Source organism: Streptomyces sp. NPDC007983 (genome assembly GCF_042958345.1).
In the GTDB taxonomy this organism is placed as follows: domain Bacteria; phylum Actinomycetota; class Actinomycetes; order Streptomycetales; family Streptomycetaceae; genus Streptomyces.
Map to the genome: position 1 here is coordinate 1 of NZ_JBIBJI010000026.1, position 25399 is coordinate 25399.

Annotated in this window: 21 protein-coding genes; 11 read left to right on the forward strand and 10 right to left on the reverse strand. The window is 71.1% G+C overall.

The genetic code is table 11. From position 1 onward, the window contains the following. Positions 1–133: 133 nt before the first annotated feature. On the reverse strand, positions 134–1309 hold the full coding sequence (locus tag ACFZCY_RS40580; RefSeq protein WP_391185480.1) for an FAD-dependent monooxygenase: 1176 nt from the start codon (positions 1307–1309) through the stop codon (positions 134–136). Positions 1310–1905: 596 nt separating this feature from the next. Here ACFZCY_RS40580 and ACFZCY_RS40585 point away from each other — a divergent pair. The 3 genes from ACFZCY_RS40585 to ACFZCY_RS40595 all read left to right on the forward strand — a co-directional run bounded on the left by ACFZCY_RS40585 (position 1906) and on the right by ACFZCY_RS40595 (position 6264). Then, a complete protein-coding gene (locus ACFZCY_RS40585; protein ID WP_391185483.1) occupies positions 1906–4275 on the forward strand; it encodes a glycosyltransferase in 2370 nt (789 codons plus the stop codon). Continuing rightward, a complete protein-coding gene (locus tag ACFZCY_RS40590) occupies positions 4272–5519 on the forward strand; it encodes an acyltransferase family protein (RefSeq protein ID WP_391185485.1) in 1248 nt (415 codons plus the stop codon). The genes ACFZCY_RS40585 and ACFZCY_RS40590 overlap by 4 nt, the downstream gene beginning before the upstream one ends. 124 nt (positions 5520–5643) lie before the next feature. Beyond that, a complete protein-coding gene (locus tag ACFZCY_RS40595) occupies positions 5644–6264 on the forward strand; it encodes an extensin (RefSeq protein ID WP_391185488.1) in 621 nt (206 codons plus the stop codon). Between the two features lie 49 nt (positions 6265–6313). On the opposite strand, the gene ACFZCY_RS40600 is transcribed toward ACFZCY_RS40595, so the two are convergent. After that, a complete protein-coding gene (locus ACFZCY_RS40600) occupies positions 6314–7093 on the reverse strand; it encodes a GH25 family lysozyme (protein WP_391185491.1) in 780 nt (259 codons plus the stop codon). A gap of 181 nt (positions 7094–7274) precedes the next feature. On the opposite strand from ACFZCY_RS40600, the gene ACFZCY_RS40605 reads away from it, so the two are divergent. Then, a complete protein-coding gene (locus ACFZCY_RS40605) occupies positions 7275–7421 on the forward strand; it encodes a hypothetical protein (protein ID WP_391185494.1) in 147 nt (48 codons plus the stop codon). On the opposite strand, the gene ACFZCY_RS40610 is transcribed toward ACFZCY_RS40605, so the two are convergent. The 4 genes from ACFZCY_RS40610 to ACFZCY_RS40625 are packed head-to-tail and all read right to left on the reverse strand — an operon-like array spanning position 7408 to position 11813. Then, complete coding sequence (locus tag ACFZCY_RS40610) at positions 7408–8037, reverse strand: TetR family transcriptional regulator (protein ID WP_391185497.1); 630 nt, start codon at positions 8035–8037, stop codon at positions 7408–7410. The genes ACFZCY_RS40605 and ACFZCY_RS40610 overlap by 14 nt on opposite strands. A gap of 10 nt (positions 8038–8047) precedes the next feature. Beyond that, positions 8048–10222, reverse strand: coding sequence for a molybdopterin cofactor-binding domain-containing protein (locus ACFZCY_RS40615; RefSeq protein WP_391185501.1), 2175 nt, complete (start codon positions 10220–10222; stop codon positions 8048–8050). Next, a complete protein-coding gene (locus ACFZCY_RS40620) occupies positions 10219–11220 on the reverse strand; it encodes an FAD binding domain-containing protein (RefSeq protein WP_391185503.1) in 1002 nt (333 codons plus the stop codon). The genes ACFZCY_RS40615 and ACFZCY_RS40620 overlap by 4 nt, the downstream gene beginning before the upstream one ends. Beyond that, positions 11217–11813: a 2Fe-2S iron-sulfur cluster-binding protein gene (locus ACFZCY_RS40625; RefSeq protein ID WP_391185506.1), complete on the reverse strand. Its 597-nt coding sequence runs from the start codon at positions 11811–11813 to the stop codon at positions 11217–11219. The genes ACFZCY_RS40620 and ACFZCY_RS40625 overlap by 4 nt, the downstream gene beginning before the upstream one ends. 50 nt (positions 11814–11863) lie before the next feature. Here ACFZCY_RS40625 and ACFZCY_RS40630 point away from each other — a divergent pair, with 50 nt between their 5' ends. Further along, the gene (locus ACFZCY_RS40630) at positions 11864–13015 is read left to right on the forward strand and encodes an XdhC family protein (RefSeq protein WP_391185508.1); all 1152 of its coding nucleotides are present in this window, start codon (positions 11864–11866) and stop codon (positions 13013–13015) included. Between the two features lie 79 nt (positions 13016–13094). Beyond that, positions 13095–14486, forward strand: coding sequence for an MFS transporter (locus ACFZCY_RS40635; protein WP_391185511.1), 1392 nt, complete (start codon positions 13095–13097; stop codon positions 14484–14486). A gap of 50 nt (positions 14487–14536) precedes the next feature. Here the strand turns inward: ACFZCY_RS40635 and gndA are convergent, their stop codons facing one another. Next, positions 14537–15991 (reverse strand): NADP-dependent phosphogluconate dehydrogenase, encoded by a 1455-nt coding sequence (gndA, locus tag ACFZCY_RS40640; RefSeq protein WP_391185514.1) that lies wholly within the window; start codon positions 15989–15991, stop codon positions 14537–14539. 347 nt (positions 15992–16338) lie between these two features. On the opposite strand from gndA, the gene ACFZCY_RS40645 reads away from it, so the two are divergent. Next, entirely contained in the window at positions 16339–17307 is a 969-nt protein-coding gene (locus ACFZCY_RS40645) for an STM4015 family protein (protein WP_391185517.1), read from the forward strand. On the opposite strand, the gene ACFZCY_RS40650 is transcribed toward ACFZCY_RS40645, so the two are convergent. Continuing rightward, complete coding sequence (locus tag ACFZCY_RS40650) at positions 17286–18563, reverse strand: MFS transporter (protein ID WP_391185520.1); 1278 nt, start codon at positions 18561–18563, stop codon at positions 17286–17288. The two genes, ACFZCY_RS40645 and ACFZCY_RS40650, sit on opposite strands and share 22 nt — an antisense overlap. 98 nt (positions 18564–18661) lie before the next feature. Between ACFZCY_RS40650 and ACFZCY_RS40655 the strand changes: the two genes are divergently transcribed. Continuing rightward, complete coding sequence (locus tag ACFZCY_RS40655; protein WP_391185522.1) at positions 18662–19114, forward strand: winged helix-turn-helix transcriptional regulator; 453 nt, start codon at positions 18662–18664, stop codon at positions 19112–19114. Positions 19115–19142: 28 nt separating this feature from the next. On the opposite strand, the gene ACFZCY_RS40660 is transcribed toward ACFZCY_RS40655, so the two are convergent. Beyond that, complete coding sequence (locus ACFZCY_RS40660; protein WP_391185525.1) at positions 19143–19988, reverse strand: NAD(P)H-binding protein; 846 nt, start codon at positions 19986–19988, stop codon at positions 19143–19145. An 81-nt stretch (positions 19989–20069) separates the two neighbouring features. On the opposite strand from ACFZCY_RS40660, the gene ACFZCY_RS40665 reads away from it, so the two are divergent. The 3 genes from ACFZCY_RS40665 to ACFZCY_RS40675 all read left to right on the forward strand — a co-directional run bounded on the left by ACFZCY_RS40665 (position 20070) and on the right by ACFZCY_RS40675 (position 24515). Next, entirely contained in the window at positions 20070–21041 is a 972-nt protein-coding gene (locus ACFZCY_RS40665) for a cupin domain-containing protein (RefSeq protein WP_391185528.1), read from the forward strand. 50 nt (positions 21042–21091) lie between these two features. Then, the gene (locus tag ACFZCY_RS40670) at positions 21092–22075 is read left to right on the forward strand and encodes an SUMF1/EgtB/PvdO family nonheme iron enzyme (protein ID WP_391185531.1); all 984 of its coding nucleotides are present in this window, start codon (positions 21092–21094) and stop codon (positions 22073–22075) included. 172 nt (positions 22076–22247) lie between these two features. Further along, positions 22248–24515, forward strand: coding sequence for a sulfatase-like hydrolase/transferase (locus ACFZCY_RS40675; RefSeq protein ID WP_391185534.1), 2268 nt, complete (start codon positions 22248–22250; stop codon positions 24513–24515). Positions 24516–24597: 82 nt separating this feature from the next. On the opposite strand, the gene ACFZCY_RS40680 is transcribed toward ACFZCY_RS40675, so the two are convergent. Then, positions 24598–25395, reverse strand: coding sequence for an SDR family oxidoreductase (locus ACFZCY_RS40680; protein ID WP_391185537.1), 798 nt, complete (start codon positions 25393–25395; stop codon positions 24598–24600). Between the last annotated feature and the right edge of the window lie 4 nt (positions 25396–25399).

Genomic DNA, 25399 nt, shown 5'->3' on the forward strand with positions numbered 1-25399 from the left:
AGCTACCTCGCCGGCCTCCACCTCCGTGCCTCGATGATCTGGATCGACGACATCCTGAAGGCAACTGGCTGATCACAACATCACACAGGCCCTAGCGGCCGAAACCGGTGGGAAGGTCAGTGGCCCTTGAGAGTCAGTAGTCCTTGAGGGGCAGCGAGTCGACCAGCTTGTAGAAGTCCTCCGCGTACTCGTCCTGGCCCGGTTCGGTACCGTCCCCCGCGATCTCGGCTTCCATCCGCTCCTGGTTGACCAGGGCGAGCTCCTGGTTGGCGGTCACGAAGTCGCGCAGCTCGCGCTCGTAGGCGGCGAAGGCCGTGGTGTGGTCACCACCCGCGGCCTTCAGCTCACCCGCCAGGACATACGCGCCGATCAGGGCCATGGAGGTGCCCTGGCCGGAGGCGGGCGAACCGCAGTAGCCCGCGTCGCCGAGCAGCGCCACCCGGCCGCGGGACCAGGTGTCCATATGGATCTGGGCGACCGCGTCGAAGTGGAAGTCGGGCGCGCCCCACATGTACTCCAGCAGCCGTGGCATCTCCCAGCGCGCACCCGCGTACCGCTCGGCCACCAGCCGCTTGTGTTCCGAGGGGGTCCGGTCGCCGAGGACTCGGGCGGGCGGCTCGTCCGAGTCGAACCCGACGTAGACCCGGGCCTCGGTGTTGTCGCGGACGCTCATCACCATCCCGCCCCACGCGCCGCCCTTCATCGGGTAGACGACCTGCCAGCGGTCCAGGCCGAGATAGTTCGGCACGGTCCACACCGCCAGATAACTCCCCAGCGGCCGGAGGAAGTTCTCCTCGGGGCCGAATACCAGCCCTCGGGTGCTGGAATGCACTCCGTCGGCGGCCACCACCAGGTCGAAGGTGCGCGACACGCCGCTGCGGAAGGTGACGGCCACCTCATCGGGGCCCTGGGTGAGTGCCGCGATCGAGTCGTCGAAGAGATATTCGATGTTCTTTCTGCCCGCGCCCACGAGAATCGTCGCCAGATCGTCGCGGAGAATCTCGACGTCGGGGCGGTCGAGCTGCCCGCCACTCACCGTCCGTTCGGTGGTGCTGAACAGTTCCTTTCCGTTGTCGTCGACCGTCGACATCCCGCGCAGACCGGTGCTGTGAGCGTGAATTTCCGCCAGGACTCCCATGCGCTCGCACACCTCCAGCGCCGAGCCCCGGACATCGATGGCCTGCCCACCGGGCCGCAGCCGGGCGGCCCGCTCCACCACGGTGACCTGGCATCCGTACCGGTCCAGCCAGTACGCCAGGGCCGGTCCCCCGATACTGGCACCGGAAATCAGGACTCTCATATTCCGCATCGTGAACTCCCTTTCGATTCCCCGAATCCGTTCTTTCCAGCAAGAGTGAGCGATGCCACCGACACCGCACCTACGTGCCGCCTACGCGGCACCGACAGGCCGCCGACAAGGCCGGATCCCGAGGGAAGCACCGGCGGGCAGTGATCGATTAATGAGAGTGTTACCTGATGGTGTTGTGCCGTTCTGTTGTCATCGATGAGACTGGGGCTTCCGACTGGCCCGTACAAAAGGCCGGTTGGTCGCACTGGTGACGTTCGGTCCTCCCCCCACGATCCGAACAAGGATGGGACCCATGCACACTTCGCCGGCACACGTTCGCGTGTCCCGAGGCCCGGCAAGAGCCGTACGCGCCTGTCCAGGGCAGCGCCGGAGACTCGGCCCTTGCGGCAGCGGACCGGCCACGGCTGCCGCGTAGAGCCTTCGAAAACCCACCCGCGAAGCCTCACCAACGGCGAGTCGCCACCCCACGGCCCCATCGGGCACATGAACGGCCACGCTCGGCATGCCCCCGCGCGGACGGGACGTCCGCGTGCCCGGCATCGCGCCTCCGTGCCCCGTTCGGTGACGCACGACTTGGCAAGGAAGGAACTCCTCAGGTGCTCATTTCGCACCATCCGCGGTCCCTCGCATCATCCGAAGAGCCGTCCGACGGATCGTCCGAACCCGGCGAGTCCGGAACTCCCCAGGCCATCGCCGGCGGCCCGAGCGGACATGTGCTGGCGGTCGGCGCGCCCGGCCCGGGAATCGACCAGCTGACCCGGACCCTGGTGTCCGCGGGCCACGAGGTGAGCCACGCCCGGCCCGGCGAAGTCGGCCGGCAGCTCCGGCAGACCCCGCCCGACGCGATCGTCGCCCTCGACGGCGGCCACGACGGACTGGAGGTGATCCGCGAGGTCCGCGCCGCCCCCGCGGGCCGGGCCCTGCCCCTGCTCATGGTCACCACCGACCCCGGGCCCACCGGCGTCGCCGACATGCTGCGCGGCGGCGCCGACGACTGCGTACCGGACACCTCCGACCCCGTCGAGCTGTCCGCCCGCATCGAGGCCAAGCTGCGCCGGGTCCCGGTGCCGGTCGAGAACCTGCTGCTGGACCCGCGTACCGGCCTCTACTCCCAGCCGCACTTCCTGGGCGAACTCGACCGGGAACTCAAGCGCGCCGACGACAGCCGCAGCGGCGGGGTCGTGGCCATGGTCGGTGTCGCCGAGATGGCCGCGCTGGAGGCCCGGCTGGGGCCCCGGGTGCGCCGCGAGGTCGCCGAGCGGCTGGCCGGTGTGGCGGAGAAGCTGGGCGGGGTGTGCGACCGGCTCGGCTGGGACGACGACGGGCGGCTGCTGATGCTGATGCCGGGCGTCGACGAGGACACCGCGCGCCGCGGCCTGCAGAAGTTCGCGAACACCGTGGCCGGCACCCGCTTCGTGGTCGCCGACGAGAACGTCCGGCTGACCCCGGCCATCGGCTGGACCCCGCTCGCCGACTGCCCCGACCGCCACCAGGCCGTGGACCAGGCCCGGGACGCCGTGGCCGAGTCCATCCGCCACCGGGATCTGCGCCCGGTGAAGTACGCGGCCTGGATGCGCGGCGCGACCCGGGGGCGACGCCGTCTCACCGTGGCGGTGCAGGCCCTGCTCTCGGCACTCTCGCCCTTATTCGTCCTCGTACTCGGCGTCGCCATCCCCTTCGTGTTCTACCAGCAGACGTACGAACTGGGCTGGGACATCGGATCGGCCGCCTACTGGGTGGTGGTCGGCGGCCTCATCGTCTCGGCCGTACTCATCGTGCTGGAATGCCTCTTCTCGCTCGACGCCATGTCCCGCCCCGAACGGCCCGCGCAGCCGTATCCACCGGCCAGCGCGGTCATCGCCGCCTACCTCCCCAATGAGGCCGCGACCATCGTCGACACCGTCGAATCGTTTCTGCGGCTGGACTACCCCAACGAGCTCGAAATCGTGCTCGCGTACAACACCCCGCACCCGATGCCCGTCGAGGAAACCCTCCGGGACATGGCCCGCCGCGATCCGCGCCTGGTGCTGCTGCCGGTGGCAGGATCCACCTCCAAGGCGCAGAACATCAACGCCGCCGTCACCCGGGTGCGCGGCGACATGGTCGGCATCTTCGACGCCGACCACCACCCGGCCCCCGACGCCTTTCGGCAGGCCTGGCACTGGCTCTCCCATGGCTACGACGTCGTCCAGGGCCACTGCGTGATCCGTAACGGTGACAGCTCCTGGGTCGCCAAGCTGGTGGGTGTGGAGTTCGAGGCCATCTACGCCGTCAGCCACCCCGGCCGCACCCGGCTCTACACGTTCGGCGTCTTCGGCGGCTCCAACGGCTTCTGGCGCACCGATCTGCTCGCCCGCACCCGCATGCACGGCTCGATGCTCACCGAGGACATCGACGCCACCATGCGCGCCCTCCACGAGGGTGCCAAAATCGCCACCGACCGCACCCTCGTCTCCCGTGAGCTGGCCCCCACCACCGTCAAGGCGCTGTGGAACCAGCGGTCGCGCTGGGCGCAGGGCTGGCTGCAGGTGTCGCTCAAGTACCTGTGGCGCGCGATGCGTTCCCCGGACCTCACCTTCCGCCAGAAGGCGGGGCTGTTCGTCCTCCTCGGCTGGCGCGAGGTGCAGCCGTGGCTGACCCTGCAGATCCTGCCCGTCCTGCTGTACGCGGCCTGGCGCGCGGGCGGTCCCGGCGAACTCGACTGGGCCGTGCCGCTCTGCCTGCTGGCCACGCTGTTCACGCTCTCCGCCGGAGTGGTGCAGGCGCTGTTCGCCTGGCGGCTGGCGATACCCGAGCTGCGCCGCCGCAGGGCATGGTTCTGGCGGTATCTCTTCGTGTCGACCTTCTTCTACAGCCACTTCAAGAACATCGTGGCCCGTCAGGCGCTGCTCAAGGAGGTGCTGCGGGACCACCAGTGGCGGGTCACCCCGCGGTCCGGCGGCGGCAAGGCGGTGCCCCGGGCATGAGCACCCTGTCCACGGTCAACAACCACAGCCACCCCGCCGCGGCCACCGCGGTGAAACCGGCGCGGTCCGCGAGCGCCCGCCGCCGCAACGGTGAGATCCAGGGCTACCGGGGGCTGGCCGCGATGGCCACGGTCGTCTTCCACGTGTGGCAGCAGTACTTCACGTACGACGCGAACGGCTCGCATCCGCCGGTGTCCAACACCTACGCGAACGCGCTCGTCTCGCTGGAGGTCATCGACTTCTTCTTCGTGCTGTCCGCGTATTTGCTGACCCTGTCGTACGCGCGGGCCGCGATCGACGGCGGCTCGACGAAACCCGCCCGGGTGTTCCTCTTCCGGCGCGCCATCCGCATCGTGCCGCTGTACTTCCTGGCCATCCTGTTCATCTGGGCGACCCGCAATCCGTCGCTGCCCGGAGACTGGCCGGACCTGCTCCGGCATCTCACCTTCACCCAGGTGTTCGACAAGGAACAGATCTTCTACACCATCGGCCCGACCTGGTCGCTGTCGCTGGAGATCATGTTCTATCTGGCGCTCGTCGCACTCGGCCCGCTGGCCGCCCGTGCCTGCCGCCGGCTGCGGCGCAGGGCCGCGCGGGTGGCGGTGTGCGCCGCCGGATGCGCGCTGCTGTACGTGGGGCCGATGGTCTGGATCGCCGTCGCGCACTACGGGTTCGAGGTGCCGCACACCGAATGGCCGGTGTACTTCGGGCCGCAGGCCCGCTTCGGCGGTTTCGCGGCGGGCATGGGGCTCGCGGTGCTGACCGTCGCCCTCGGGGAGCGCGGGCGGCTCGGTCCGAAGGCCACGATCCCGCTGCGGGTGGCACCGCTGGTGGCCCTGTACGCGCTGTCGCTGCTCAGCGCGGATCCCGAGGACTTCGCCACCACCTTCTACCATCCGCTCTCCGCTCTGCTGTGGACCGTGCTGCTGTTCGCCACGCTCCATGTGCGGACACAGGGCCGTTTGGAAGCGTGGCTGTCCGCCCGGTGGCTCACCGGGATCGGACTGGCCAGCTACAGCCTCTTCGTCTGGCACGAGCCCATCATGCTCGGTCTCTACGAGGCCGGACTGCTGCCGCCCGCGGGTGAGCAGGGGTTCCCGCTCGCCGTGCTGATCGTGCTGGTGGTGGCGGTCGCCGCGGCGCTGGTGAGCTACTGGGTCATCGAGTACCCGGCGAGCCTGCTCGGGCGGCTGAAGGACGCCAAGGGACAGTCGCGGGACTTCTATCCGGAAGTGGCGCGCTAGGACTGTGCCACCTTGAATGCCGGTGTGTCACTGGTTGTCCCCGGTGTGCGGCCCTTCGCACACCGGGGACCTGTGACTATCATCTGGCTTGTTCTTGACGTGATAACGGGGAGACATCAGCGATATGGGCCGACACAGCCGCCCCACGCCTGCCCAGCAGGCCCGAGCCACATCCCTCAAGGCAGCCGCCGCCCTCGGAGTGGCCGGGACCATAGCCTTCGGCCTTCACTCCTCGGTCGGGGGCGACAAGTCCACCGAGGCCCGTTCCGATGTCCACGCGTCTCAGGAGCAGGTGCCGGACATCGATCCCACGGCCGATGAAAAGCCCACGGGCAGCCATGTTTCGCCGTCCGAGTCGGCGAAGCCGCGGCCGCTCGCGGACCAGACGGATCAGACGGACCGGGCCGACCGCACGGGCGGTACGGGCGGCGGCGGTACGGAGCCCTCCGCGGCGGCCACCCCGTCGCACACGCCGAGCGCGACGCCCTCCACGCCCGCGCACACCGATGTGGCCACCTCGCCCCAACAGCGTGGCGACCAGACCCCCACCGCCCCCTCGTCGCCCACCCGGACACCCAGCGGCGACCCGGCCACGCCCGGCACTCCGAGCGGGCAGCCCGGCGATTCGCCGCAGCCGGGGAACGGCGGCGGCCAGGGGAAGGGTGTGGTCGGGGATGTGGTGGACGGCCTCGGCAACACGCTGGACGGTGTGGTCGGTGGCCTGACCGGCGCACTTGGCGGCTGACCGCTCGCCACCCCCGCCCCGGAGCGGGGCGGGGGTGGCCGGTTACTCCTTACCCCTTGGCCAGCGCCTTCAGCGCGGCCAGGCCGCCGTTGAAGCGGTTGTGGTCACCCACCACGGGCCCCGTGGAGGTGTACTGCCAGATGGTGTGCGTCTTCCACCCCGTCGGCAGTGCCCCCGGTGTGGCGGCATAGCGCGCCACCCACAGCGGGTTCTTCGAGGCGAAGGCGCCGCTGTTGCCGGTGCAGGACTTCCACCAGCCGGTGGACGTGTAGATCACCGGATCGCGGCCGGTGCCGGACTTCACCCGATCACTGAAGTCCTTGATCCAGCCGACCATCTGAGCCTTCGTCTTGCCGTAGCAGGGCGCGCCGTACGGGTTGTATTCCATGTCCACCACGGGCGGCAGCGTCTTGCCGTCGTCCGACCAGGCGCCGCCGTTGCGCAGGAAGAAGTCCGCCTGCTCGGCGCCGCTGGACTTGTTCGGCAGGGCGAAGTGGTACGCGCCGCGGATCATGCCTTTCTTGAAGGCGCCGTTGTATTGCGAGGAGAAGGCCGGGTTCTTGTACGTCGTGCTCTCGGTGGCCTTGACGTAGGCGAACCGGACGTTCTTGTTCCAAAGGGATGTCCAGTTGACCGAGCCCTGGTAGTTGCTGACGTCGACGCCTTCCACCGTCGCGGCGTCGGGGGTGGCCGCCGGGGCCGCCTTCGGGGAGGCCTTCTCGTGCGCGGAGAGGGTCGAGCCCATCCAGTCGCGCTCGGGGTGCGGGACGGGCGAGGACTGGGCGCGGCTGGGTGCGGAGTCGGTGTCGATGTCGGTCGTCGATGCCATCGCGGGGACGAGTGTGGCGAGGACGGTGGCGCCGACCGCGGCTCCCAAACCGCCGACGGCGTGCGGCGAGCGCCAGCGCGAGGGGGCCCGGTGTCGCCCTTTTCCGGCCTTTAAGGACATCTGTTCCTCCGGAATTGGTGCTCCGTGGGGAGAGCGGTCCGCACCGAAGGTACGCGCGTAGATGAAACATATGGAAGAGATTTTGGAAATTCCATGGGGCCGCGCTGCGGTTGCCGTCGTCACTGCCGACGGTATGGCCGGCCATAAAGCGGAAAACCTTGAATTTCCGGGCCGGGTGGGGAATTTCGGAGATATCAGCCGTCCGTAGCCGCGGTGGAATACCCCGCCACCAGGGCCCGCGCCGACCGCGTCGCCCGGGCGGCGACATCCTCCACCACCTCGTCCGGGTCACCGAACACGCCGTCGAGCAGCAGGGTGGCGTACCCGCGGGACAGCGCCTGCAACGCCTCCAGCAGCGCCACCGCCCCTTCCTCCGCCCCGCGTTCCACCGATACCACCTCGAACGCGCTCGGCAGCAGCAGTTCCACGAACTCCCGCTTGGCTGTGAGCACCTCGGGGTGGGCGGTGCGCACACCGGGGGCGTAGAGGAGTTCGTAACCGCCCCGGAAGCGGGCGGCCGCGCGCACGACACTGCCCGCCATGGTGGCCAGCCGCTCCTGCGGCGAGGCGACCGTGGCCACCGCCTCCAGGTAGCCGGCCCGCAGCCGCCGCGAGACCTCCAGCGCGGCGGCCGCCAGTAGCGCGTCGCGGTCGGCGAAGTGGCGGTAGGGCGCGCCGGGGCTGACGCGGGTGCGGCGCGCGGCCTCCGCGACGGAGAAACCGCGCACCCCGACCTCGTCGACGATCTCCAGCGTCACCCGTACCAGCGCGGCGGCGAGATCGCCGTGGTGGTACGTGGCGCGCCCCTTGCAGGTGGGTGCCATCCGGGCGACCCTACCCGACCGGTTTCCCCTGCTCAGCCGCCCCCGGCCGGCGCTTCCGCGCCCCGGCGTGCGCTGCCCGCAGAGCCTCGCGCGAGCGTTCCACGCGGATCGGCAGATCGCGCACCCGCTGTCCGGTCGCATGGTGGAAGGCGTTGGCGATCGCCGCCGCCGCGCCCACGATGCCCAGCTCGCCGATGCCCTTGCCGCGCACCGGATTGGGGGTGTCGTCCCGCTCGTCCAGCCAGACCGCCTCCAGCTTCGGGACATCGGCGCTGGCCGCGACGTGGTAGCCCGCGAAGTCGTGGTTGGCGAAGTCGCCGAAGACCGGATCGACCTCGCCGATCTCCAGCAGCGCCATCGACAGACCCATCGTCATGGCGCCCAGGAACTGCGAACGGGCCGTCTTCGGATTGATGATCCGCCCCGCGGCGAACACGCCCAGCATCCGGTCGACACGGACCTCGCCGGTGTCGGTGTCCACCCGGACCCGCGCGAAGTGGGCGCCGAAGGAGTGGCGGGAGAGCGAGGCCCGCAGCTCCACGTCCTCGGTGGTGTCGGCCCGCACCTCCAGCCCCCCGTCCGGGACGCCGCCGCCGTACGTCTCCAGCTCCGCCAGCAGCGCACGGCAGGCCTTGTCCACCGCCCAGCCCCAGGAGGCCGTGCCCATCGAACCGCCCGCGAACGGCGCCATGCCGAGCGAGGCGCGCCCGATCTCCAGCCGCAGCCGCCCGACCGGGACATCGAGGGCGTCCGCCGCCAGCTGGGTCAGCGCGGTGCGCCCGCCGGTCCCGATGTCGACGGCGCCGACCCGTACCGTGAACGTCCCGTCGGCCTCGGCCCGCGCCGTCGCCGATGAGGGGAACACATAGTCCGGATGGTGCGCGGAGGCCACGCCGGTGCCCACAAGCCAGCGTCCCTCGCGCCGGATGCCGGGCTTGGGGTCGCGCAGCGCCCAGTCGAAGCGCGCGGCGCCCTCCCGCAGACACTCCACCAGACCGCGGCTGCTGAACGGCTTGCCGCTGTCGGGGTCGACACCGGTGTCATTGCGGATCCGCAGCTCGACGGGGTCGATCTCCAGCTCGGTGGCCAGCTCGTCCATGGCCGACTCCAGCGCGAACATGCCCGGAGTGTGGCCGGGCGCCCGGAACCACGCCGGGGTGAGCACATCGAGCGGCGCCACCCTCACCGTCGTACGGACGTGGGGCGCCCCGTACATCAGCCGCGTCGAGCCCCCCGTCTGGTCCGCGAACTCCACCATCGTGGAGCACTGCTGCACCACCTCGTGGTCGATCGCGGTCAGCCGCCCGTCGCGCTCGGCACCCAGCCGGATCCGCTGGATGGTGGGCGCCCGGTAGGGGATCAGCTGGAACATCTGCTGCCGGGTCAGCGCGATCTTCACCGGCCGGTCGAGGTGCTTCGCGGCGAGCGCCGCCAGCACGGCGGGGGAGCGCGGGATGCCCTTGGAGCCGAAACCGCCGCCGACGTACTCCGCGATGACCTCCACCGCGCCCTCTTCGAGCCCGAACACCCCCGCCAGCAGCTGAGAGGACATGAACGGGCCCTGATCGGAGTTGTACAGCGTCAGCCGGTGCTCGTCCCAGACGGCGATGGTGGCATGCGGCTCCATCGGGCTGGTGTGCTCCACCGGGGTGGTGTACATGGCCTCGGTCCGCACCGGCGCGGCCGCCAGCGCGCTCTCGGTGTCACCGCGCTCGACGAACCCGGGGCTGCCGTCGGTCACCTTCTCGGCGACACGGGCCCGCTCGTCGTCGAAGCGCAGCAACACATCGTGCGGCTCCTGCTCGTAGCTCACCCGCACCGCCGCCGCGCCCTCGCGCGCCGCCTCCAGCGACGTGGCCACCACCGCGGCCACGATCTGGCCGTGGTACGCCACCTCGGGGGACTGCAGCACGAACAGATCGGGGCTCGCCGGCGCCTCCGTGTTCAGCCGCGGGGCGTTGCCGGAGTCCAGCACCGCCAGCACACCGGGCCGGGCCAGCGCCGGGGCGCCGTCGACCGCCGTCACCCGGCCGCGGGCGATGGTGGCCTGCACCGGCCACACATAGCCCACGTCCGGCGTCGGGAACTCGTAGGCGTAGCACGCCGCGCCGGTGACCTTGTCGAGGCCGTCGATCCGGGTCATCGGCGCGCCGACGGTCTGCCGGGTGGTGGTCGCGGTGGTCATGCGCGGTCCTTCCTCACGACGAGATCGCGGATGACCGCGACGATGAGATCGGTGGCCAGGTCCACCTTGAACGCGTTGTCCGGCAGCGGGCGCGCCCGCGCCAGTTCGGCCCGGGCCGCCTCGCGCAGCGTCTCCTCGTCCGGCAGCGCACCGCGCAGCCGCTCCTCGGCGATCCGGGCGCGCCACGGGCGCGGTGCCACCCCGCCGAGCGCGATCCGCACGTCGGTGAGCGTGCCGCCCTCCGCCACCGACACCGAGGCCGCCACGCTCACCAGCGCGAACGCATACGACCAGCGGTCGCGCACCTTGCGGTACCGCATGGCGGCGCCGCCCGGGGGAGGGGGCAGCTCGACGGCGGTGATGAGGTCCCCGTGGCCGAGCACGGTCTCCCGGTGCGGAGTGTCACCGGGCAGCCGGTACAGCTCCGCGACCGGGACGGTGCGCGTGGCGCCGTCCACCGACCGCAGATGCGCCACCGCGTCCAGCGCGACGAGCGCCACCGCCATGTCGGAGGGATGGGAGGCCACACAGTGGTCGGAGGTGCCCAGAACGGCCAGATCGCGGTGCGCGCCCCCGATGGCCGGACAACCCGAGCCCGGCTCACGCTTGTTGCACGGCTTGGACACGTCCTGGAAGTACACGCAGCGGGTGCGCTGCAGCAGATTGCCACCCACCGTGGCCACCGTGCGCAACTGTCCGGAGGCGCCCGCCAGCAGCGCCTGAGCCAGCAGCGGGAAGCGCTCCCGGACGCCCGGATCGCCCGCCAGATCGCCGTTGCGCACGGTGGCGCCGATCAGCGCCGAACCGTCGTCGCGGTGCTCGATCCGGTCGTACGGCAGCCGGGACACGTCGACGAGCAGCCCCGGGTCCGCCACCCCGAGCTTCATCAGGTCCACGAGATTGGTCCCGCCGCCCAGATACGTGGCGTCGGGCCGCTCGGCCATCAGCGCGGCCGCCTCGGTGGCATCGCCCGCACGGGCGTAGGCGAACTCCTTCACCGCACGCCTCCGGCACCGCTCGCGGAGCGGGCGCCCTCGACGCCCTCGGCACCCGCCGCCTCCATGACGGCGTCCACGATCCCGCCGTAGGCGCCGCAGCGGCACAGATTGCCGCTCATGCGCTCGCGCACCTCCGCCTCGTCCAGCCCCGCGGCCCCCGGCACACCGGCGGCGGTGTCCTCGGTGACATGGCTCGGCCAGCCGCGCCGGGCCTCGCCGAGCGCCCCGATCGCCGAGCAGATCTGGCCCGGGGTGCAGTAGCCGCACTGGAGACCGTCATGGCCGAGGAACGCCTGCTGCACCGGGTGCAGCCCCGCACCGCCGGCCAGATCCGCCACCCCCTCGATCGAGACGATCTCCCGCCCCTCGGCCGTCACCGCGAACATCAGGCAGCTGTTCACCCGCTCGCCGTCCATCAGCACCGTGCAGGCGCCGCATTGCCCGTGGTCACAGCCCTTCTTGGTGCCCGTGAGACCAACCCGCTCGCGCAGCACATCGAGCAGCGTCGTCCGGTTGTCGATGGTCAAAGCGTGGGTCGTGCCGTTGATCCGCAAACTGATGTCGCTACTCGGAGAGCGATGTGAGAGGCTCATACATTGAATGTATCAACCTCTTACATTCGCGGCGAGGAGAATGGGGAGCCATGCGAGACGTCGAAGCGGAGATGCACCGATGGTGGCGCGCCGGTGAGACCTTCGCCCGGGCGACGGTGGTCGCCACCTGGCACTCCTCACCGCTCCCACCGGGCACGAGCATGCTGGTCGGACCCGACGGGTCCGCCGTCGGCAGCGTCTCCGGAGGATGTGTGGAGGGCGCGGTCTACGAACTGGCCCAGGAGGTCACCGCAAGCGGCACACCGGTCCTCGAGCGCTACGGGGTCAGCGATGACGACGCCTTCGCGGTCGGCCTGACCTGCGGGGGAGTCATCGACGTCTTCGTGGAGCGCGTCGACCGCGCCGCCTTCCCCGAATACGACGAGGTGGCCGCGGCGGTGCGCGACGGCGAACCGGTGGCCGAGGTCATCTGCGTGGCCGTCGACGGCCCCGACCCGGCCGGGCGGCTCGGCCGGCGGCTGGTGGTCCGGCCGGACACCGCCACCGGCTCTCTGGGCTCGCCACGGCTGGACGCGGCGGTCGCCGAGGACGCGCGCGGACTGCTGGCGGGCGGGCGCACCGGCACCCTGCGCTACGGCTACGACGGCGTCCGCACCGACGAGGAGTTGACCCTGTTCGTGTCGGTGCACGCCGCACCGCCCCGGATGCTGGTCTTCGGCGCCGTGGACTTCGCGGCGGCCATGGCCCGTATCGGCGGGTACCTCGGCTACCACGTCACCGTCTGCGACGCGCGGCCCGTCTTCGCCACGAAGCGCCGCTTCCCCGAGGCCCACGAGGTGGTGGCCGACTGGCCGCACCGCTATCTGCGCACCGAGGCCGAGGCGGGCCGGGTGGACGAGCGGACCGTGGTGTGCGTCCTCACCCACGACCCCAAGTTCGATGTGCCGCTGCTGGAGGAGGCGCTGCGGCTGCCGCTGGCGTACGTCGGCGCCATGGGCTCCCGCCGCACCCACGAGGACCGGCTGCGCCGACTGCGCGACACCGGGATCGGCGAGGACCGGCTGGCCCGGCTCGCCTCCCCGATCGGCCTGGACCTCGGCGCCCGGACCCCGGAGGAGACCGCGGTCAGCATCGCCGCCGAGATCATCGCCGACCGCTGGGACGGCAGCGGCACCCGGCTGACCTCGCTCACCGGCCGCATCCACGGGTCCCATCCGGTGCGCCCGGCGGCCGAGGGCTGAGACGGGAACACGGTCCCGGCCGCGGACCGCCATCATGGTCCGACGACCGAAGCGGGCACAGGAGGGGACCACAACAGCCGTGGAAACCGCGCGTAATACCGACGACACCGGAGAACCACGCCAGGGCGACCCGATCGCCGACCCGCCCGACGGCACGGCCGCCCCGCCGAAGACCGGCTGGCGCCGCTGGGTCATGGACACCCGGCCGCTGCGCCACCGCCCCTTCCGCCGGCTGTGGACGTCCACCACCGTCACCGCCATCGGCAGCCAGCTGACCGCCGTCGCCGTACCCAAGCAGGTGTACGACATCACCGGCTCCTCGGCCTGGGTCGGCTATGCGAGCTTCGCCGGACTCGTGCCGCTCGTGGTGTTCGGGCTGTGGGGCGGTGTGGTGGCCGACCGGATGGACCGGCGCACCCTGATGCTGGTCACCAACGCGGGGATCGCCGTCACCTCGCTGCTGTTCTGGGCGCAGTCCTTCGCCGGTCTCGACTCGGTGCCGCTGCTGATCGTGCTGCTCGCCGCCCAGCAGGGGTTCTTCGGTATGAACTCCCCGGCCCGCAACGCCTCCATCGCCCGGCTCGTCCCCGCCGATGAGCTGCCCGCCGCGGGCGCCCTGCAGTCCACCGTCGCCCAGACCGGCATGATCGTCGGCCCGCTGCTGGCGGGCGCGCTGATACCCGTCGTCGGTCTGCCCGCCCTCTACCTGGCCGACGCCATCGCGCTCTGCTTCACCTTGTGGGCCGTCTGGCGGCTTCCCGCCCTGCCGCCTCTGTCGTCGTCCGTGCGGGAGTCCTCCGCGAAGGGGTCCTCCGTGACGGGGTCCTCCGTGCGGGAGGGCGAGCCGGACGGGAGGTCGCGGGCCGGATGGCGCGATGTGGCCGACGGGTTCCGCTACATCACCGCCCACCGGGTGCTGCTGCTGTCCTTCCTCGCGGACATCATCGCCATGGTCTTCGGCATGCCCCGGGCGCTGTTCCCCCAGCTCGCCTCGCACACGTACGCGCCCTGGGGCGAGGGCTTCGCGCTCGGCCTGCTCTTCGCCGCGATCCCGCTCGGGGCGGTGGCCGGCGGGCTGCTCTCGGGCACTTTCTCCCGGGCCCGCCGCCACGGCCTCATGGTCATCGTCGCCGTGGTGGCCTGGGGCTTGGCCATCAGCGGCGTCGGCCTCAGCTCCAGCCTGTGGTGGGCCGCCGCGTTCCTCGCCGTGGCGGGCGTGGCCGACATGGTGTCCATGGTGTTCCGCGGCGCGATCCTCCAGTCCGCGGCCACCGATCACATGCGCGGCCGGATGCAGGGCGTGTTCACCGTCGTGGTGGCGGGCGGCCCGCGCATCGCCGATCTGCTGCACGGCACGGCGGGCTCCCTCCTCGGGCCCCGCACCGCGGTCGCCGCGGGCGGGCTGCTGGTCGCCGTGCTGATGCTCGGCCTGGCCGTCGCGGTGCCCGACTTCCGGCGCTACACGGCCTGACGGCCGCCCCCGCGCGCGCCCACGGACGGGCGCGCGCGGGGGCCCCGGCCTCAGGCGCCGCGCTCGCTGCGGTCCTGACCCCAGTAGGTGTGGAACGAACCGTCGCGGTCGGTGCGCCGGTAGGTGTGGGCGCCGAAGAAGTCCCGCTGCCCCTGCACCAGCGCCGCGGGCAGCCGCTCCGAGCGCAGCGCGTCGTAGTACGCCAGCGCCGCCGAGAAGCCCGGCGCCGGGACGCCCAGCTCGACGGAGGTGGACACCACCCGCCGCCAGGCGTCCTGCGCCTCGCCCAGCGCCTGCGAGAAGTAGTCGTCGGCCAGCAGCGTGACCGGCTTGTGCTCCTTGCCGTACGCCTCGGTGATCCGGTTCAGGAAGCGGGCCCGGATGATGCAGCCGCCGCGCCAGATCCGGGCCACCGCACCGGGGTCGATGTCCCAGCCGTACTCCTGGCTGCCCGCCTGGATCTGGTGGATGCCCTGCGCGTACGCCACGATCTTCGACGCGTACAGCGCCTGCTCGACCTCATCGGCGAACCGCTCCGCCGCCTCGCCCGTGAGCCGCTCGGCGGTGGGCCCGGGCAGCCCCTGCGCGGCGTCCCGCACATCGGCGTGGCCCGACAGCGAGCGCGCGAACACCGCCTCGGCGATACCGCTCACCGGAACGCCCAGGTCCAGTGCGGTCTGCACGGTCCAGCGGCCGGTGCCCTTCTGCTCGGCCTGGTCCAGCACCACGTCCACGAACGGCTTGCCCGTCGCGGCGTCGGTGTGCGCCAGCACCTCGGCGGTGATCTCGATCAGATACGACTCCAGCCGACCGCCGTTCCAGGTGCGGAACACCTCCGCGATCTCGCCCGGCGTGAGACCCAGCGCACGCCGCAGCAGGTCGTACGACTCCGCGATGAGCTGCATGTCCGCGTACTCGATGCCGTTATGGACCATCTTGACGAAGTGTCCGGCGCCGTCCGGGCCGATGTGGGTGCAGCACGGGGTGCCGTCCACCTTGGCGGAGATGTCCTCCAGCAGCGGGCCGAGGGACTTGTAGGATTCCGCCGATCCGCCGGGCATGATGCTGGGCCCGTTGAGCGCGCCCTCCTCGCCGCCGGAGATGCCGGAGCCCACGAAGTGCAGCCCGCGCTCACGCAAGGCCTTCTCCCGGCGCCGGGTGTCCTCGAAGTGGGCGTTGCCCCCGTCGATGATCACGTCGCCCTCTTCGAGGAGGGGTGCGAACTCCTCGATGACGGCGTCGGTGGGCGCGCCCGCCTTGACCATGATGACGAGCCGCCGCGGCCGCTGCAGGGCGGCGACGAACTCCGCGGCGGTCTCGGTGGCGACGAAGTTCCCCTCGTGGCCGTGCTCCTCCACCAGCGCCTTGGTCTTGGCCGACGTGCGGTTGTGGAGGGCGACGGTGTGCCCGTGCCGGGCGAAGTTGCGGGCGAGGTTGCTGCCCATGACGGCGAGCCCGGTGACGCCGATCTGGGCGGTGGGCTGGGTGGTGGACGGGCTGGGCATACGGTGTTCCACTCCTGTCACGCGCGTCGAAATCTTATGCGAGCAGCAACGACGAGAGGGTGCGGATCATCCCTCCCGGTCAGCCGGGTATCGCCCGGTCATAGTTACACGATGTGCTCGACGCCGGGATGTGTGTCCGGAGAAACCGGCCGGAGTGTGTCGCTTTTCTCCCGCCCGCGCGGTGTGCCGGGTTGTGGGTGTCCACAAGGCGGAGTGGTGGCGCCCGCGTATGCGGGAGCTGTCGGTGGGGTTTGGTAGAACTGCACCGCCTGGCCACGCTCATCACGCGTGCCGGGCGTTCGGCGAGCAAAGTCATCCACTGGCACGCATCGAGGGAACGGGCATACATGGGCATCATGGACCACCTGCAGGAATACCACGGCCTGCCCGTCGTCGACTTCCCCGAATCGGTGAAGGACCCGCACGACGCCGCCGGTCTGCCGGCTCCCGGGGCGGTGACCTGGCGTATCACCGTGGAGCCCTACTCCGGCCCCGAGCTGTGGACGGAGACCTTCACCCGGTTCCTCACCACCATCGACAGCTCGCGGGTGCGCGCTTTGATCGTGGGCTGCTGGGAGGACATCCACGACACCGGTCCGGAGGAGGTGATCGAGGCCCTGGTGGCGGCGCATGACCGGCTGCCCGCCCTGCGCGCGCTGTTCCTCGCCGACATCGTCGCGGAGCAGTGCGAGATCTCCCATATCAACCAGGGCGAGGTGACCCCGTTGCTGAACGCCTTCACGGAGCTGGAGGAGTTCGGTGTGCGCGGCGGATGGCAGCTGAGCTTTCCCGCGGTGCGCCACGAGCGGCTGCGCAGGCTGTTGGTGGAATCCGGTGGCCTGCCCGCCGAAGTGGTCCGTGGTGTGGCGGACAGCGACCTGCCCGCGCTGGAACACCTGGACCTGTGGCTGGGCCGCAGGGAGTACGGTGGCGACTGCGAAGTGGCAGACCTCGCGCCGATTCTGGCCGGCACCCGGCTGCCGGCTCTCAAGCATCTGGCCCTGCACAACAGCGAGATACAGGACGACATCTGCACGGCCCTCGCCGCCGCGCCCGTCGTGGCGCGGCTCGACGAACTCAGCGTGTCCATGGGCACGCTGACCGACGACGGTGCGGCCGCGCTGCTGACGGGCCAGCCGCTCACCCACCTCACGACGCTGGACCTGCACCACAATTTCCTCAGTGACGAGATGCGCACCCGCCTGAAGGAGTCCCTGGAGGCGGCGGGCGTCCACGTCGACACCGACGCCGGCGAAGCGTATGCCTACGAGCCCGGCGACGGCACGGTCCGGCGCTACGTCGCGGTGGGTGAGTGAGCGCAGCGGCGTCGCCGTCGTAGGGCGCGCGGAGTGCTGTGACGTGTGAACGCCCACAGCACGAGCCCGAGGCAGCTGAACGCGCCACCCAGTGCGCATACGGCGCCCCAGCCGGCGGCCGTGTAGAGGGAGGTGGCGGCGATGGCGCCGGTGGCGCTGCCGATCGAGTAGAAGACCATGTATCCGCCGATGAGGCGGCTGCCCGCGTCCGGGTGCAGCGCGTAGATCAGGGTCTGGTTGGTGACATGGACCGCCTGCACGGCGAGGTCGAGAAGGATCACCCCGGCGAACAGGGCCCAGAGCGAGCTGCGGGTGAAGGCCAGGGGCAACCATGAGGCGGCGAGCAGTGCCAGGGCGATGCCGGTGGTCCGCTGGGAGAGTCCGCGGTCGTTCAGGCGGCCCGCAACGGTCGCGGCCAGGGCGCCGGCGACACCGATCAGCCCCAGCGCCCCGATCGCGCCATGAGACAGGAAGTACGGGTCCTCGCTGAGCGGCAGCGCGACACTGCTCCACAGGGTGCTGAAGGCGGCGAAGATCAGCAGGCCGAACACGGCCCGGAGCCGAAGCAGTCGCTCCCGCGCGAACAGGGTGATCGTGGAGCGCAGGAGTTGTCCGTAGCGCAGGGTCGTCGGCGGAGCGCCACTGTGGTGTGGCAGCACTCGGTACAGGACCAGGGCGAGCAGAGCGGTGAGCGACGCCGAGGCGAGGTAGACGGAGCGCCAGCCCGCGAGGTCGGCCAAGAGGCCGGACGCGGTGCGGGCGAGCAGGATTCCGATGACCACGCCGCTGGTGACCAGGCCGACGACCCGTCCGCGCCCGGCGGGAGCGGCCAGCGATGCCGCGAAGGCCACCAGCGTCTGCGTGACGACCGCGAGAAGCCCCACCGCGGCCATGCCCATGAGCAGGGTCGCCGCCGTGCGGGCGGCGGCGACCACGGTCAGCGCCACCACCAGGAGCAGTAGCTGGGTCACGATGAGCCGTCTGCGGTCGACCACGTCGCCCAGCGGTACGAGGAAGAAGAGCCCCAGTGCGTATCCGACATGCGTGAGGGTGACCACGCTGCCGACAAGTGCCGGACGCATGGCGAGGTCATGGCCCATGGTCACCAGGAGCGGCTGCGAGAAGTAGACGTTGGCCACCGCCGCCCCGCAGGCGACGGCGAACAGCGTGACGACGCCTCGGGACAGGACGAACGCGGGCCCCTCCCCACTTCGGGCCTCGGTCCGTCGTGTTGTGGCGTCACCCTCGCCGGGCATCAGCACACCCCTCCCCGCATTCTGGTTTCATCTTGCTACCGGTGGCGACGGTAGCTTCTCTGGTAGCATGTTGCAACCACGTGAGAATGAGGGACGTCATGGTGACCAGGACGCGCTTCGACGACAGCGAATGCCCCGTCGCGCGGTCGGTGGACGCGATCGGCGACTGGTGGTCCCTGCTGATCGTGCGGGACGCCTTCGACGGAAGCCGTCGCTTCGGGGAGTTCCAGCGCAGCCTCGGCGTGGCGAAGAACATCCTCACCGCGCGCCTGCGCACCCTGGTCGCGGGCGGTGTCCTCGAAACCGTCCCCGCCTCGGACGGCAGCGCCTACCGCGAGTACGTACTGACTCCGAAGGGCGAGGCCCTCTTCCCCGTCATCGTGGCGCTGCGGCAGTGGGGCGAACAGAACTTCTTCGATCCCGGCGAACCGCACTCGGAGTTGGTCGACCGCCAACAGGGGCATCGCCTCCGCGCACTGGAAGTGCTGTCCGCGGACGGGCGACGGCTGAACCCCGAGGACACCGCCGTCCACAAGGTCTCCGCCCAGTGATCCGCGCCGGGGCCGGTCGCCGGAGGGGTCATCGGCGCCAGGCTCCGGCCGCCGCGCCCCGCAGGACGTAGTCCTCGAAGGTCCGGGGCGGGCGTCCCAGCACGGTGGCGACGCCGTCCGTCGTCCCGGCGATCACCCCGCGCTCCATCAGCACGAACATCTCGGTGACGTGGTGGGCGTCGTCCTCGCCCCAGCCCTCCTTCATCAGCGCCGCGGTGTACTCGGCCGGGGAGATCTGTGTGTAGGCGATGGGCAGACCGGACGCGCGGGAGATCAGCTCGACGGCCTCGGCGAAGGTCAGCGCGCGCGGCCCGGTCAGCTCGTGCACCCGCCCGGCGTGCCGATCGGGCTCGGCGAGCACCGCGGCCGCGACATCGGCGACGTCCTCGAGGTCGATGAACGGTTCGGGGACCGCACCGGCCGGAAGCGCCAACTCGCCGGCGATCAGCGGGGCATGGAAGAGGTCCTCGTCGAAGTTCTGGTTGAAGTTCGACGGGCGCAGGATGGTCCAGTCCAGCGCCGAGCCGCGCACAGCGTCCTCGGCCGAGCGCATGTCCAGCCCGAACGCGGAGTCGCCCCAGGTGTCGGCGCCGTGCCCGGAGAGCAGGACCAGGTGCCGCACACCGGCGGCCTCGGCCCGCGCCACGAACGCGTGCACCGGGCCGGGCACGGGCGGCGGCACCACGTAGACGGCGGTGACGCCCCGCAGGGCCGGGCCCCAGCCGTGGGGGTCGGACCAGTCGAACCGGGTCCGGCTGGATCGGGAGGCGGCACGCACCTGCGTGCCGCGCAGCCGCAAGCGGGCGGCGACCCGCCGGCCGGTCTTGCCGGTGGCGCCGAGGACGAGGACGGTGTCGTTGCTGTCGTTGCTCATGGCAGCAGTCAACGGCCTCCACCCGGACGAATCCATGGGCGAAAAGCCGGATTGCCTTTGCCATCGTCTAGCCTCATGGGGATGGACGCGTTCGGTGACCTTTTGCGCGGCGTACGGGCCCAGGGCTCGTTGTTCGGCAGCTCGACCCTGTCCCCGCCCTGGGCGCTGCGCTTCGTGGACGGCGCGCCGCTGACGTTGTGCACCGTCATCGCCGGGGCGGGCTGGATCGTGCCGGAGCATCGCCCGCCCGAACGACTGCGCGCAGGTGAGACGGTCATCGTGCGGGGCCCCGCGCCGTTCACCTTCGTCGACGAGGTCGGCACCCGGGCCGAACCCGTCGCGTGCGGCGAGCACTGCGCGACGCCCGAGCAGGGCGGAACCCGGCACCGCCGCGGCTGGAACGACCGTGGCGACGCGGACGACGGCGCGACGACGCTGATCGTCGGCGCCTACCCGGTGCACGGCGAGATCAGCCGCAGGCTGCTGGACGCGCTCCCCGTCGTGCTGCGGGTGCCTCCCGGCGGCGAGTCCGACCCCATCTGGGACCACCTCGCCGCCGAGGTCGCCGCCGACACCCCGGGCCAGCAGGTGGTCCTCGACCGGCTGCTGGACTGGATGCTGGTGTGCGCGCTGCGCGAGTATTTCGACCGGCCCGGCGGTGAGCCGCCCGCCTGGTACGCCGCCCAGCGGGACCCCGTGGTCGGCGACGCGCTGCGCCTGCTGCACACCGAACCGGCGGCGCCGTGGACGGTCTCCTCGCTGGCCGACCGGACCGGGGTGTCGCGTTCCACGCTGGCGAAGCGGTTCGCCGAGCTGGTCGGCGAACCGCCGCTGACCTATCTCACCCGCTGGCGCATGACGCTCGCGGCGGACCTGCTGGCCGAGCGCGAGGCCGCCACCGTCGCCGAAGTCGCCCGCGCCGTGGGCTACTCCGACGCGTTCGCCTTCAGCGCGGCGTTCAAACGGATCCGGGGCATCAGCCCCAGCGGGTTCCGGCGCACCGCCACGGCCGTATCCCAGCAGCCGACCGGGACGCCCACCGGGGCACACTGAACGGGCCGTACGCTCGAGCCCACGGAACACCAGCCGCGGTCGGAGGAACCATGTCAGGCGCATGTTGCGCCCCCAGCTCAGGGGGCGGCCAGGAGATTCCCGAGCCGTCCGCCACGCCGGGGGTCCAGGCCCCGGAGCGGGACCGGGCACAAGCGCTGCGCGCCATGCTGCGCATCCCCGGAGGGGCGTATCTGATGGGAGGCGACGACGCCGACGAGTTTCCCGAGGACGGTGAGGGCCCGGTCCGGGAGGTACGGCTGTCGCCGTTCCTCATCGACGCGACCGCCGTCACCAACCGGCAGTTCGCGGCGTTCGTGCGCGGCAGCGGCTACCGGACCGATGCCGAGCGCTACGGCTGGTCCTTCGTGTTCTACGCACTCGTCCACCCCGGCGCCCGGCGCATGGTGCGGGACGGCACGGTGGCGCAGGCGCCCTGGTGGCTCGCGGTCGACGGCGCGTGCTGGCGGGCCCCCTACGGGCCGGGATCGTCATGGACCGAGCTGGAGAACCACCCCGTCGTCCACGTCTCCTGGCGCGACGCGGCCGCCTACGCGGCATGGGCGGGCAAGCGCCTGCCCACGGAGGCGGAGTGGGAGAGGGCGGCGCGTGGCGGTCTGGAACGCTCCCGCTTTCCCTGGGGCGACGAGCTGCTCCCCCGGGGAAAGCACCGCTGCAACATCTGGCAGGGGAAGTTTCCCCAGGTCAACACCGGCGAGGACGGATATCTGGGGACCGCGCCGGTCAAGACCTACCGAGCCAACAACTTCGGCCTGTACAACACATCGGGCAACGTGTGGGAGTGGTGTTCCGACTGGTGGAGCACCACATGGCACGCGGCCGACCGCCCGGAGACCCGCCAGGACCCGGCCGGACCTCCCACGGGGGAGGCGAGGGTGATCCGCGGCGGCTCCTATCTGTGCCACGCCTCGTACTGCAACCGCTACCGCGTCGCCGCCCGCACCTCCAACACACCCGACAGCAGCACCGGGCACATGGGGTTCCGCTGCGCGGCGGACCTCCCCGGCACCCCCTGACGAACCGGGCCCGCTGACGGTCTCCCCGGCCACCGGCCGGGGGTGGACGGTGGTTGACACAGGCAACGGGAGCGGGCGAGACTGACGCCCAGATTACTGGTAAGGCCAGTTAACTGGAGCCTTTCCCGGGCGAAACTCCAGGGTCTGCCGGCCGCGCAAAGGAGCGTCCTGGATGACCAACGCCTCCCCGCATCCGCCGTCCGCGAGCGGGACTTTCCAAGGCAAGATCGGCACCACCTACGACGAGTCCACTCCGTGGTGGCCCGAGCAGCGAACACCTCCCGAGGACACGCCCAATGTCGTGGTCATCGTGCTCGACGACGTCGGCTTCTCCGACCTCGGCTGCTTCGGCTCGGACATCGACACCCCGGCCATGGACGCCCTCGCCGCCGGTGGCCTTCGCTACGCGAACTTCCACACCACGACGCTGTGTTCGCCGACCCGTGCCTCCCTGCTGACCGGCCGGAACCACCACTCGGTCGGCATGCGCATGCTGTCCAACTTCGACACCGGTTTCCCCAGCGGCCGCGGACGGATCACCACGGCCGCCGCGACCCTGCCCGAGGTGCTGCGCGACAGCGGCTTCAACACCATGGCCGTGGGCAAGTGGCATCTGGCGCCGATGGAGCAGACCACCCCGTCCGGGCCGTACACCCAGTGGCCGCTGTCGCGCGGGTTCGAGCGCTACTACGGATTCCTGGAAGCCGAGACCGACAGCTTCCATCCGGAGCTGTTCTACGACAACCACGCCGTGGATCCGCCGAAGACCCCGGAAGAGGGCTATCACCTCAGCGAGGACCTGGTCGACCGGTCGATCGAATTCGTCCGCGACCAGACGTCCGTCACTCCGGAGAAGCCCTTCTTCCTGTACTTGGCATTCGGCGCGGCGCACGCCCCGCACCAGGCACCCCAGGAGTACCTGGACAAGTACCGGGGCCGCTTCGACCACGGCTGGGACGCCGAGCGCGCCACCCGGCACGCCCGCCAGATCGAACGGGGCATCCTGCCGCCCGGCACCGAGCTGGCGCCGCGCAACCCCGGGGTCGTTCCCTTCGACGAGCTGTCGGACGACGAGAGGAAGCTGTCGGTACGCCTCCAGGAGGCGTACGCGGCGATGCTCGACCACACCGACCACCAGATCGGCCGGCTGATGGAGTTCCTGGAGCGGATAGGGCAGATGGAGAACACCATCACCATCCTGCTCTCGGACAACGGGGCCAGCCAGGAAGGCGGGCAGAAGGGGTCGCTCAACCCCACCGCGTTCCAGAACGGCATCGCCGAGGACCTGGACGAGATGGTCGCGCGGATCGATGACATCGGCACCGAGCGCGCTCACGCCAACTACCCCTGGGGCTGGGCGCAGGCCGGGAACACACCGTTCAAGCGCTACAAGCAGAACACCCACGAAGGCGGTGTCCGCTGCCCGCTCATCGTGCAGTGGCCCCGGGGGCTGCCGCGCACCGGCGAGGTCAGGCAGCAGTTCCACCACGTCAACGACATCGTCCCGACCCTTTTCGACCTGCTCGGTGTGCGGGCGCCCGAGGTCTACAACGGCATCCCGCAGCTGCCGATCCACGGCGTCAGCATGGCGTACACCTTCGGCTCGCCGACCGCGCCGACGCGCAAGGAAGCCCAGTACTTCGAGATGTTCGGGCACCGCGCCATCTGGCACGACGGCTGGAAGGCCGTCGCCTTCCACCAGCGCGGAACGTCCTTCGACGCGGACCAGTGGGAGCTGTACCACCACGACACCGACTTCTCGGAGTGCAAGGACCTGGCGCAGACCCGGCCCGAGCAACTGCAGAAGATGATCGCCCGCTTCTGGGTGGAGGCGGGGAAGTACGACGTGCTGCCGCTGGACGACAACGGATTCGCCTACCGGGCGAAGATTCCGCGCCCCGGCTCCCCGCGCAGGCGCACCACCTTCACCTACTACCCCGGTATGGCCCACCTGCCCATCGCCGCGGTGCCACCGGTGATGAACCGCGCGCACCGCATCACCGCCTACGTCGACCGGGCCGCCGCGTCGGACGAGGGTGTCCTGGTGTCCCTGGGCAACATCAGCAGCGGATACGTCCTGTACGTGAAGGACAACCGGCTGGTGTACGAGTACAACTTCCTCGGCACCCGGTACACGGTGACCTCGACCGAGGAACTCCCGACCGGCCCGGCGGAGCTCACCTTCGAGTTCGTCAAGACCGGTGACATGCGGGGCGTCGGCCACCTGTATGTGTCGGGAAGGCCGGTCGGCACCGAGGACATTCCGCGGGTGCTCCCGCACTTCCTGGGATGGCAGGGCCTCGACGTCGGCCGGGACACCCTGTCGCCCTCCTCGCCCGGCTACGACGGCGAGTTCGCGTTCACGGGCGCGTTCGAGAAGGTCGTGTTCACGGTCGCGCCGGACGAAGAGGGCACCGTACCCTTCGAGCGCATCGACTGATCCGCGCCCCTGACACCACCAGGCCCCTCTTCCGGGGTGAAACACCCGGATGAGGGGCCTGAGGTGTGCCCGGCGCCGCCTGTCAGCTGGGCGGCGTATAGCGTCCGTCGATCGCCGTCCAGCCGCCGTCCACGAAGAGCTGACTGCCCGTGACGAAGGACGACGCGTCCGACGCGAGGTAGACGACGGCACCGGCCAGCTCGTCCGGCCGGGACCAGCGGCCCAGGGCGCTCTTGGACGCGTAGGCCTCCGACCACTCCGGTACGGCCCTGATCTGCGCGGTCAGCGGGGTGTCCACGATGCCCGGGGCGACGGTGTTCACCCGCACCCCCGACGGGCCCAGCTCGGCCGCCGCGGTCCGCAGCATCTGGACCAGGCCCGCCTTCGTGGCCGCGTACACGCCCTGTCCCGGCTCGACGGCCACCGCGCGGATCGAGCTGAAGCCGATGATGCTTCCGCCGCCGCGTTCGGCCATGCCACGGCCGAACGCCCGCACCAGGTCGAAGGAGGCGCGCAGATTGAGCGCCACGACCCGCTCGAACTCCTCGGCCGTGTAGTCGAGCAGGGGCTTGCGCACGTTCGTCGCGGCGGTGAAGACGAGCACGTCGACGGGTCCCAGCTCCTCGGCGGCCCGCGCCACCGCCTCGCCGTCGAGCACGTCGAGGGCGTGCGGGACAAGGCCCGGCCCCATCGACGCCGTCGCCGTGGCCGCCGTCAGGTCACGGTCGGCGCACACGACCGTGGCGCCGTGCGCGGCGAGGGCCAGGGCGCTCTCGCGGCCGATTCCGCTGCCCGCGCCCACCACGACGGCCTTGCGGCCGTCGAGCCTGAACAGACGGGAGTACGCGTCCACCGGATCGGTGTGGTCCTTTGCTTGCATGGTC